The organism is Pseudomonas brassicacearum subsp. brassicacearum (assembly GCF_008801605.1).
GTDB classification, from domain to species: Bacteria; Pseudomonadota; Gammaproteobacteria; order Pseudomonadales; family Pseudomonadaceae; genus Aquipseudomonas; species Aquipseudomonas brassicacearum.
Window position 1 is genome coordinate 324210 of sequence record NZ_VZPJ01000006.1, and the last position, 11367, is coordinate 335576.

The following is an 11367-nucleotide window of genomic DNA, read 5'->3' on the forward strand; positions in this document are numbered from 1 at the left end:
TCCCGACGAAAAAAAATGCTTATAATGCCCAGCGTTTTTTTTCGCTTTGTTGCAAGCACGGGTCCATCCCTGCACCTGGCGCCTTTTTCATTCTTTGCCTGGATATCCAAAAGCCTTGATTCGTCTGCTGAAATTTTTCGGATGGTCCATCGTCGCCGTTTTCTGCGGACTGCTCTTGGGCCTGAGCGGTGCCTTTCTTTACCTTAGTCCGGGATTGCCGTCCGTGGAGGCGCTGAGAAGTATTCAGTTGCAGATTCCTTTGCGGGTGTACAGCAGCGACAACAAGTTGATCGCCGAATTTGGCGAAATGCGCCGCACGCCGATCCGTTTCGCCGACATTCCCCCCAATTTCATCAATGCGTTACTAAGTGCTGAAGACGATAACTTCGCCAATCACTACGGCGTCGACCCGGGCAGCCTGATGCGCGCCGCCAGCCAGCTGGTCAAGAGCGGGCATATCCAGTCCGGCGGCAGCACCATCACCATGCAGGTGGCCAAGAACTTCTTCCTGACCAGCGAGCGCAGCTTCTCGCGCAAGACCACCGAGATCCTCCTGGCCCTGCAAATCGAGCGGCAGCTGACCAAGGATGAAATCCTCGAGCTGTACGTGAACAAGATTTACCTGGGCAACCGCGCCTACGGCATCGAGGCGGCGGCACAGGTGTATTACGGCAAGTCGATCCGCGACGTGAGCCTGGCACAGATGGCGATGATCGCCGGACTGCCCAAGGCACCCTCGCGCTTCAACCCGCTGGCCAACCCGGCGCGCAGCAAGGAGCGTCGCGACTGGATCCTGGGGCGCATGTACAAGCTCGGCAAGATCAGCGAGGCCGACTACACCGCCGCGATCAATGAGCCGCTGAACGCCAGCTATCACGTACCGACCCCGGAAGTGAACGCCCCGTATATCGCCGAGATGGCCCGTGCCGAGATGGTCGGGCGCTATGGCAGCGACGCTTACACCGAAGGTTTCCGGGTGACCACCACGGTGCCGAGCAACTTGCAGGAAATGGCCAACACCGCGCTGCACGAGGGCCTGATGACCTACGACCAGCGCCACGGCTACCGTGGCCCTGAATCACGCCTGCCGGGCAAGACCAAGGAAGCCTGGGCCCTGGAGCTGACCAAGCAGCGCACCATCAGCAGCCTGGAGCCGGCGATTGTCACGTCGGCGGACAAGGACGGCATCAAGGTGCTGACCCGTAACGGCGAGCAGGAAGAACATGTGGCCTGGGACACCATGAAATGGGCCCGGCCGTTCCTCAATACCAACAGCATGGGCGCCAACCCACGGCAACCGTCCGACGTTGCCCAGGTCGGCGACCTGGTCCGTGTCCAGCGCCAGGCGGACAACACTCTCAAGTTCAGCCAGATCCCGGCCGCCCAGGGCGCCCTGGTGTCCCTCGACCCGCAGGACGGTGCCATCCGTTCGTTGGTGGGTGGCTTCGCCTTCGAGCAAAGCAATTACAACCGCGCGTTGCAGGCCAAGCGCCAACCGGGCTCGAGCTTCAAGCCGTTCGTCTACAGCGCCGCCCTGGATAACGGCTACACCGCCGCCAGCCTGGTGAACGACGCACCGATCGTGTTCGTCGATGAATACCTGGACAAGGTCTGGCGACCGAAGAACGACACCAATACGTTCCTCGGCCCGATTCGCTTGCGTGAGGCGCTGTACAAATCCCGCAACCTGGTCTCGATCCGCCTGCTGCAGGCATTGGGCGTGGACCGCACCATCGACTACATCAGCAAGTTCGGCTTCAACAAGCAGGACCTGCCGCGCAACCTGTCCCTGGCCCTGGGCACCGCGACCTTGACGCCGATGGAGATCGCCACCGGCTGGAGTACGTTCGCCAACGGCGGGTACAAGATCACCCCGTACATCATCGACAAGATCGAAAGCCGCAACGGCGAGACGCTGTTCGTCGCCAACCCGCCACGCGTCCCCACGGGTGAGCAGGCCGGCGATGGCGTCGCCGCACCATCCACTGAGACGTTTACGGTCAATGCGACACCGGGCGAAGCCACCACGGCCCCGGGCCTGCCCCAGGCGCCCGCCATCGCGGAACGCATTGTCGATGGCCGCACCACTTACATCCTCAACAGCATGCTGCAGGACGTGATCAAGCTCGGCACCGGCCGTCGCGCCCTGGCCCTGGGCCGCACGGACCTGGCGGGCAAGACCGGTACCACCAACGAATCCAAGGACGCCTGGTTCTCCGGCTACAACGCCGACTACGTGACCACCGTCTGGACCGGTTTCGACCAACCCGAAAGCCTGGGTCGCCGCGAGTTCGGCGGCACCGTGGCGTTGCCGATCTGGATGAGCTACATGGGCGCCGCCCTCAAGGACAAACCGCCTCACACCCAGCCGGAACCGGAAGGCATCCTCAGCCTGCGGGTCGACCCGGTCAGTGGCCGCGCCGCTACACCGGGCACCCCGGGTGCGTACTTCGAACTGTTCAAGAGCGAAGACACGCCACCGTCGGCCAACGAGCTGGGCAACGGCGTCGCACCGGGTAGCCCGCTGCCGGCGGACGAGGCGGCGCCGATCGATCTGTTCTGACCGGGCCCCACCCCAAAAGCCCCGCCTTCGGAAGAAGTGCGGGGCTTTTTTTGTGTTGATCGTTCCCACGCTCCGCGTGGGAATGCCTCTACGGACGCTCCGCGTTCGGCTCTTGATGGAACGCGGAGCGTCCCAGGCTACATTCCCACGCGGAGCGTGGGAACGATCAACATACATCCCTGTGGGAGCAGAGCTTGCTCGCGATGGCGGCAGCTCAGCTTGCATCGATGTTGAATGCCCGACCGTAATCGCGAACAAGCTCGCTCCCACAGGGATTCTGCAGTGGTCACACAAAACCGGCTGGCACAAAAAAGCCCCGACTCACAGGAGCCGGGGCTTTTTTTGAAGCGCTACAACGGCTTAGCCGTTGAACACATCATCCACGCTCTTGAGCGGGTAGTTCTTCGGATACGGCAGGGTGGCCACGCCAGTCTCGATGGCGGCCTTGGCCACGGCGTCGGAGATCAGGGTGATCAGACGGGCGTCCATTGGTTTCGGGATGATGTACTCACGACCGAATTCCAGCTTGATGCCGCCGTAGGCGTCGCACACTTCCTGAGGCACCGGCAGCTTGGCCAGTTCGCGCAGGGCGTTGGCGGCCGCGACTTTCATTTCTTCGTTGATGCGCTTGGCGCGAACGTCCAGGGCACCGCGGAAGATGAACGGGAAGCCCAGTACGTTGTTGACCTGGTTCGGGTAGTCCGAACGGCCGGTGGCCATGATCACGTCGTTACGAGTTGCGTGAGCCAGTTCCGGGGCGATTTCCGGATCCGGGTTCGAGCAAGCGAACACGATTGGGTTCGGCGCCATGCGCAGCAGGTTTTCCGCGCTCAGCAGGTTCGGACCCGACAGGCCAACAAACACGTCGGCACCGTCCAGCGCGTCCGCCAGGGAGCGCTTCTCGGTCGTGTGGGCAAACACGGCCTTGTACTGGTTCAGGTCGTCACGGCCGGAGTGGATCACGCCGGTACGGTCGACCATAAAGATGTTTTCGATCTTGGCACCCATGCTCACCAGCAACTTCATGCAGGAGATGGCCGCAGCGCCAGCGCCGAGGCAGACGATCTTGGCTTCCGGCAGGGTCTTGCCGGCGATTTCCAGGGCGTTGATCATGCCGGCCGCGGTGACGATCGCGGTGCCGTGCTGGTCATCGTGGAATACCGGAATGTCGCACTGTTCGATCAGGGCGCGCTCGATCTCGAAGCACTCTGGTGCCTTGATGTCTTCCAGGTTGATGCCGCCGAAAGTGATGGAGATGCGCTTGACGGTGTCGATGAAGGCTTGCGGGCTCTCGGAATCGACTTCGATGTCGAATACGTCGATACCGGCGAAGCGCTTGAACAGCACGCCCTTGCCTTCCATGACTGGCTTGGAAGCCAATGGGCCGAGGTTACCCAGGCCGAGAATCGCGGTGCCATCGGAAATGACTGCAACCAGGTTGCCTTTACCGGTGTATTTGTAGGCCAGTTCAGGGTCGCGAGCGATTTCGCGGACTGGTTCGGCTACGCCGGGGCTGTAGGCCAGCGACAAGTCGCGAGCAGTAGCGGTGGCCTTGGTGAGCTCGACACTCAGCTTCCCTGGACGAGGATTAGCGTGATACTCGAGAGCGGCAGTTTTCAGATCAGACATGTGGGCATTCCGCTTTTTACTGTGTTGGACAGACGGACCGCCGAGGATACGCGCCTCGCAAAGTCCCCACAAGACTGACCAGTCACTGCTGTCAAGCGCCCTGCCCTACGACTTTGGGCCAAGAGCCGCGAAACACAAGGGCAACATGCATACAATTCACTGATAAAATGTCTACAATTTTTTCTTACAAGACCGTTTGCAGCATGGCTGGATCGGTCAGCGGCAACATCCATCGCGCCTGCCCGGCCTTGTGGCCACCACGCCGGGCGCGGTCGACGACCCAGCCACGGGCCTCGATTTTTCGGCCCTTTAACCGCTTCAGGGCCGAGGCGTCGAAGCGCCTCTGCACACCAGGTGCAATGTGCAAGACAACCGACCCCTGCAATTCAATCCAGATGCCACCGCGATTGCGCTGCACGTTTTCGACACGTGCGCTCATCAGCACGAAACCGGGCGCATTGATTTGCTCCGCTCGCACGACGGGCGATTTTTTCCAGAGACCGGATCCAGCTTGCCGCGCATGACGTTCGGCCACTTGCTGACAACTGACCAGGTCGACGTTCGGCGCGACCGCCACCAGAAACCCCAGCCCCTCGGCAATCAAACGCTCCTCGAGGTTCTCGCCCTGGGCGTTGTAGACATGGGCCAGCGTGCGACCGTAATCATCCCGATCATCCTTGCCAGGCAACACGCCCACTCGGCCATCGCTGGCGGCTACCAAGGCCTCGAGTCGCTGACGCGCCGCCACGGCGAATGGTTCGTCGGCGCGGCCTCGCTTGCCCAGTTCCGGACTATTGAGCCCAATCATCCGAATGCGCCGGCCATCCTCCAAGTACAAGGTATCGCCATCCACCACCCGTTGCACCGCCACCTGGGGCAGGTTACCCGGCGAAGGACAGGACGCCTGGGCGCCACAGAGCCAAATCGCAGACACAAAAAAGGCGCCCACAAGGGGCGCCTTTTTCATCAGTCTGGAGCGGTCGAGACGACCATCCAAAATGATCAGCCTCAGGCTTTTGGAGTAACTTTGCCGAAAGCACCGAAACGATCGGCGAACTTCTGAACACGGCCGCCGGTATCCAGAGTCTTTTGCTTGCCGGTGTAGAACGGGTGGCATTCGTTGCAAACGTCGATCGCCAGGGCTTTGCCGTAGGTCGAACGCGTTTCGAACTTGTTGCCGCAGCTGCAGGTTACGGCAATTACTGGGTATTCCGGATGGATATCGGTTTTCATGCTGTTTTCCTCAGGCTAGCGTGCCGCCACCCAACACTATTGTTGAATACCGCACGTAATTAGGCCGCGGATTCTACCAGACAACATCAATCACGCAAGCTATGACTTGTACCAACCGTCTGCTAGGCTCCCGGCCTCAAGCACAATCCCTGTGGGAGCGAGCTTGCTCGCGATTGCGACAGCACAGTCGACATCACCGTCACTGAACCACCGCCATCGCGAGCAAGCTCGCTCCCACATTGAATCGTGCTCAGCCTTGCGAATTTGTCCGCCTATCGAGATCCCCCGCGTGCCCGACGCCATCCTGCGCCTCGCCTTGCCTTCGCCCCTGCGCCGCCTGTTCGACTACCGCGCCCCGGCCGGGGTCCTGCGCGCCCAGTTGCACCCGGGCATGCGCCTGCGGGTGCCGTTCGGCCGGCGGGAGATGATTGGCATCCTGGTGGAGGTCACCGACCACAGCGAGGTCCCGGTCGACAAGCTCAAACCGGCCCTGGCCCTGCTCGATGCCACGCCACCACTGCCCGCCGCGCTGTTCAAGTTGTGCCTGTGGACGTCCCAGTATTACCAGCACAGCCTCGGCGACACCCTGAGTTGGGCGCTGCCCGTGCTGCTGCGCCAGGGCGAACCGGCCGAGGCGCGCCAGGAGCGGTTCTGGTCGGTGGCGCCCGGCGCCTCGCTGGACGATCCACGCATCGCCCGCGCCCCGCGCCAGCGCGAGGCCTTGGCGACCCTGGCCCAACATCCCCACGGCGTGGCGCATCAATTGTTGAGCAAACTGATGCTCAGCAAGGACAGCCTCGACCTGTTGCTGGCCAAGGACCTGGTTCAGGTGGAAGTGCGCAGGCACGCCCCCGGCGCCCGCCATGAACATTGGCTGGCCCAGCCGGAACTGCCGCTCAACGCCGAACAGCGGGCCGCTTGCGAAGCGATTCGCGCAGGTTTCGACAGTTATCACGCCTTTCTGCTGGCAGGTGTCACCGGCAGCGGCAAGACCGAGGTCTACCTGCAACTGATCCGCCAGACCCTGGAGGCCGGCAAGCAGGCGCTGGTACTGATTCCGGAAATCAACCTCGGCCCACAAACCCTGGCGCGCTTCGAACAGCGCTTCAACGCCCGGATCGCCCTGGTGCACTCGGCGGTCAACGACCGCGAACGCCTGGAAGCCTGGCTCGCCGCCCGTGACGGCGAGGCCGACATCATCATCGGCACCCGGTCGGCCCTGTTCACTCCGATGAAGAACCCTGGCCTTATCATCATCGACGAAGAACACGACGGTTCTTATAAACAGCAAGAAGGCCTGCGCTATCACGCCCGCGACCTGGCATTGGTGCGCGCCCGCCAGGAAAACATCCCGATCGTCCTCGGCTCGGCCACGCCATCGCTGGAAAGCCTGCACAACGCCTATACCGGCCGCTACGGCCTGCTGCGCCTCAATGAGCGGGCCGGCGGCGCCAAGCAACCGCGTTTCCTGCGCCTGGACGTGAAAAGTCGCCCGCTGGACAGCGGTATTTCGGGACCGATGCAGCAAGCCATCGGCCAGACCCTGGCTGCCGGGCAACAGGTCCTGGTGTTCCTCAATCGCCGCGGTTTCGCTCCGACGCTGTTGTGCCACGACTGCGGCTGGATGTCCGGCTGCGAACGCTGCGATGCGCGGATGACCGTGCATCAACGCCATGGCGAGCTGCGTTGCCACCATTGTGGCCACGTCGAGCGCGTGCCAAGGCACTGCCCGCAGTGCGGCAAAGTGGACTTGCGCCCGGTCGGCGCCGGCACCGAACGCGCAGAAGAACGGCTGGGCATCCTGTTCCCCGATTACCCGGTACTGCGGGTGGATCGCGACAGCACTTCGCGCAAGGACGCGATGAACCAGTTGTTCGCCACGATCCAGAAGGGCCAGCCGTGCATCCTGGTGGGCACGCAGATGCTCGCCAAGGGACACCACTTCCCACGGGTCACGCTGGTGTCGATCCTCGACGCCGATGGCGGACTGTTTTCCGGTGACTTCCGCGCCAGCGAGCGCATGGCGCAGTTGATCGTCCAGGTCGCAGGCCGGGCCGGGCGGGCCGAGGAGCCGGGTAAAGTGATCATCCAGACCCACCTGGCCGATCACCCGTTGCTGATCCAACTGACCGAACAAGGTTATTTCGCCTTCGCCGAGCAGGCCTTGAGCGAACGCCGCAGCGCCGGCCTCCCACCTTTTGCCCACCTGGCGCTGTTGCGGGCCGAAGCCCACAAGCCGGGGCAAGCCGAAGGCTTTCTCGATGAGGCCTGCAGCGAGGCAGAGCGCTTGCTGGCGGAGCAGAACCTCACCGGCATCGAACTCTTGGGCCCGGTGCCGGCGCCGATGGAACGGCGGGCCGGGCGCTATCGCGCGCAGCTTTTATTGCAGGCCAATGCCCGGGCGCCGCTGCATCGACTGCTGAGCGCCTGGCTGCTGGTACTGGAACAGATGCCCAGCGGGCGGGCGGTGCGCTGGTCGCTGGATGTGGATCCGGTGGATTTGTATTGATTCAGACATCGTCATCGCGAGCAGGCTCGCTCCCACAGGGAATCGCATTCCAATGTGGGAGCGAGCCTGCTCGCGATGACGCTCGAATAGTCACCACACATCCCCAACCGACCCGCTACAGTTGGCAAGCCCGTCTTCGCCACGGATAATGCCCAGTTTTTCCACCAGCGCATCGAAGCGCCGCCGCGCCTGCGGTTGAAAGAGAAGACCATGAAAGACACCATTCGCCAGCTCATCCAGCAAGCCATCGCCCAACTCGTCACTGAAGGTGTGCTGCCAGAAGGCCTGTCGCCGGCGATTCAGGTCGAAAACACCCGCGACAAGACCCACGGCGACTTCGCCAGCAACATCGCGATGATGCTCGCCAAGCCGGCCGGCATGAAGCCCCGGGACCTGGCGGAGAAAATCATCGCCGCCCTGCCGACCGACGAGAACGTCAGCAAGGCCGACATTGCCGGCCCCGGGTTCATCAACTTCTTCCAGAACACACAGGCCCTGGCTTCGCGCCTGGACGCGGCCCTGGCTGACGAGCGCATTGGCGTACGCAAGGCCGGTCCGTTGCAGCGCACCGTGGTCGACCTCTCGGCCCCCAACCTGGCCAAGGAAATGCACGTCGGCCACCTGCGCTCGACCATCATCGGCGACGGCGTGGCCCGGGTCCTGGAGTTTCTCGGCGACACGGTGATCCGCCAGAACCACGTGGGCGACTGGGGCACCCAGTTCGGCATGCTGATGGCCTACCTGCAGGAAAACCCCATTACCAGCGACGAACTGTCGGACCTGGAGAACTTCTACCGCGCCGCCAAGCAACGCTTCGACGAGTCGCCCGAGTTCGCCGACCGTGCCCGGGGCCTGGTGGTCAAGCTGCAGGCCGGCGATGCCGAGTGCCTGGCGCTGTGGAGCAAGTTCAAGGACATCTCCCTGTCCCACTGCCAGAAAATCTACGAGTTGCTGAACGTCAAATTGACCATGGCCGACGTGATGGGCGAAAGCGCCTACAACGACGACCTGATCAACGTGGTCAACGACCTCAAGGCCAAGGGCATGCTGGTGGAAAGCAACGGCGCCCAGTGCGTGTTCCTCGACCAGTTCAAGACCGCCGATGGCGAGCCGCTGCCGGTGATCATCGTCAAGGCCGACGGTGGCTACCTCTACGCCACCACCGACCTGGCAGCCGTGCGCTACCGTAACAGCGTGCTCAAGGCCGATCGGGTGCTGTACTTCGTCGACCAGCGCCAGGCCCTGCACTTCCAGCAAGTGTTCGAAGTCGCGCGCCTGGCCGGTTTCGTGACCCGTCCAATGGAGATGGAGCACATGGGCTTCGGCACCATGAACGGCGCCGACGGCCGCCCGTTCAAGACCCGCGATGGCGGCACGGTGAAGCTGATAGACCTGCTGACCGAAGCCCAGGACCGCGCCTACACCCTGGTCAAGGGCAAGAACCCCGAGCTGGCCGAGGACGAACTGCGCAAGATCGCCAAGGTCGTGGGCATCGACGCGGTGAAATACGCCGACCTGTCCAAGCACCGCACCAGCGACTACAGCTTCAACTTCGACCTGATGCTCAACTTCGAAGGCAACACCGCGCCGTACCTGCTGTACGCCTACACCCGCGTGGCGGGGGTGTTCCGCAAGCTCGGCAAGAGCTTCAATGAAGTGGACGGCCAGATTGTGCTTGAGGCCCCTCACGAACAGGAGCTGGCGGCGAAGCTGGCGCAGTTCGGTGAAGTGTTGAACAACGTCGCCGACAAGGGCACGCCGCACACCCTGTGCGCCTACCTGTACGATGTCGCCGGCCTGTTCTCCAGCTTCTACGAGAACTGCCCGATCCTCAACGCGCAAACCCCAGAGCAAATGCAGAGCCGCCTGCGCCTCGCCGCGCTGACCGGGCGTACGCTCAAGCAAGGCCTGGAACTGCTGGGCCTGGAAACCCTGGAGCGCATGTAAGTTGGCCGCCAAGAAAAAACCTGCACCCAAACGCGGCGCCAGTCGTTACCAGCCTCCAGCCAAAAAACCGATTCCGGGCTGGTTGTGGATGGCCATCGGCCTGACCGTCGGCGCTTTCATTGTGTTTCTGATGAAGCTGGAGCCGGGCCAGGGCGATGACGTCAAGCGCGTCCGGCAAGAGCAGCAGAAAGCCACGCGGATCGCCGAGGCCAACAAGACCCCGCCGAGCCCGACGCAACCGGTGAAGCCGAAGTACGACTTCTACACCTTGCTGCCGGAATCGGAAGTCATCGTGCCGCCCGATGCCGTGCCGGAGAAAACCCTGCCGACGCCGCAAGTGCCCACCACGCCGGTGACCCCGGCCGAAGCGGCGAAGATCGACACCGCTCGCGCCCAGGCGGCCCTGGCCGGCATCACGCCACCGCCGGCCCCTCCGGTGCAGAAAGCCGCGCCGGTGACGAAGTTCTTCCTGCAGGCCGGTTCGTTCCGCAAGGAAGCCGACGCCGACAAGGTCCGGGCGCAGATCATTCTGCTGGGCCAGTCCGTGTCGGTGGAGTCCGGCACCGTGAAGGACGAAACCTGGTACCGGGTACTGGTCGGGCCGTTCAGCAACCGCGAGGAACTGACCAAGGCCCAGAAGCAACTGGCTGGCAGCGGTTTCAGCAATCTGTTGTTACAACAACGCCAGAGCCGCTAGGCACACCGATCGTTCCCATGCTCTGCGTGGAAATGCAGCCCGTGACGCTCCGCGTCACTGGACGCGGAGCGTCCCTTGAGGCGTTCCCACGCGGAGCATGGGAACGATCATCGGGGGGCCGCTCGTCCCCTCTGCACCCCCGCAGTTGAAAAACCCCGCGCCACCCCCATATGAGTTCCATCCGGGCATTTTCGCCCCGCTGCGTGGAGACTCTCCCTTGACCACCATCGTTTCAGTCCGCCGTCATGGCAAAGTCGTCATGGGCGGCGACGGCCAGGTTTCACTGGGCAACACCGTGATGAAAGGCAACGCGAAGAAAGTCCGCCGCCTGTATCACGGCGAAGTCATCGCCGGTTTCGCCGGGGCCACTGCCGACGCCTTCACCTTGTTCGAACGTTTCGAAGGCCAGCTTGAGAAGCACCAGGGTCATCTGGTCCGCGCCGCCGTGGAACTGGCCAAGGAATGGCGTACCGACCGCTCCCTGAGCCGCCTCGAAGCCATGCTCGCGGTCGCCAACAAGGACGCCTCCCTGATTATCACCGGCAACGGCGACGTCGTTGAGCCCGAGGATGGCCTGATCGCCATGGGTTCCGGCGGAGCCTACGCCCAGGCTGCGGCCAGCGCCCTGCTGAAAAAAACCGACCTGTCGGCCCGTGAGATCGTCGAGACAGCCCTGGGCATTGCCGGCGACATCTGCGTCTTCACCAACCACACCCAGACCATTGAGGAGCAGGACCTCGCGGAATAAGCCTGTCCAGGCGAACCACGCCACGGCCCATTCTTGCTTGA

Annotated in this window: 8 protein-coding genes; 5 read left to right on the forward strand and 3 right to left on the reverse strand. The window is 62.9% G+C overall.

The features are described 5' to 3' along the window. Positions 1–118 precede the first annotated feature (118 nt). Complete coding sequence (locus F7R20_RS16620) at positions 119–2563, forward strand: penicillin-binding protein 1A (RefSeq protein WP_377589109.1); 2445 nt, start codon at positions 119–121, stop codon at positions 2561–2563. Between the two features lie 360 nt (positions 2564–2923). Here the strand turns inward: F7R20_RS16620 and F7R20_RS16630 are convergent, their stop codons facing one another. The 3 genes from F7R20_RS16630 to rpmE all read right to left on the reverse strand — a co-directional run bounded on the left by F7R20_RS16630 (position 2924) and on the right by rpmE (position 5425). Beyond that, positions 2924–4192 carry a malic enzyme-like NAD(P)-binding protein gene (locus F7R20_RS16630; RefSeq protein ID WP_003196970.1) on the reverse strand — a complete coding sequence of 423 codons (1269 nt, stop codon included), beginning with the start codon at positions 4190–4192 and terminating at the stop codon, positions 2924–2926. A gap of 184 nt (positions 4193–4376) precedes the next feature. Next, on the reverse strand, positions 4377–5159 hold the full coding sequence (locus tag F7R20_RS16635; protein ID WP_032833087.1) for a thermonuclease family protein: 783 nt from the start codon (positions 5157–5159) through the stop codon (positions 4377–4379). Positions 5160–5200: 41 nt separating this feature from the next. After that, positions 5201–5425: a 50S ribosomal protein L31 gene (rpmE, locus tag F7R20_RS16640; protein WP_003196965.1), complete on the reverse strand. Its 225-nt coding sequence runs from the start codon at positions 5423–5425 to the stop codon at positions 5201–5203. Positions 5426–5714: 289 nt separating this feature from the next. Between rpmE and F7R20_RS16645 the strand changes: the two genes are divergently transcribed. The 4 genes from F7R20_RS16645 to hslV all read left to right on the forward strand — a co-directional run bounded on the left by F7R20_RS16645 (position 5715) and on the right by hslV (position 11326). Next, complete coding sequence (locus tag F7R20_RS16645) at positions 5715–7934, forward strand: primosomal protein N' (RefSeq protein WP_003196963.1); 2220 nt, start codon at positions 5715–5717, stop codon at positions 7932–7934. 210 nt (positions 7935–8144) lie between these two features. Further along, a complete protein-coding gene (gene argS, locus F7R20_RS16650) occupies positions 8145–9881 on the forward strand; it encodes an arginine--tRNA ligase (protein WP_003196962.1) in 1737 nt (578 codons plus the stop codon). Position 9882: 1 nt separating this feature from the next. Beyond that, positions 9883–10578: an SPOR domain-containing protein gene (locus F7R20_RS16655; protein ID WP_003196959.1), complete on the forward strand. Its 696-nt coding sequence runs from the start codon at positions 9883–9885 to the stop codon at positions 10576–10578. Positions 10579–10795: 217 nt separating this feature from the next. Beyond that, positions 10796–11326: an ATP-dependent protease subunit HslV gene (hslV, locus tag F7R20_RS16660; protein ID WP_003196958.1), complete on the forward strand. Its 531-nt coding sequence runs from the start codon at positions 10796–10798 to the stop codon at positions 11324–11326. The last annotated feature ends 41 nt before the right edge of the window (positions 11327–11367 follow it).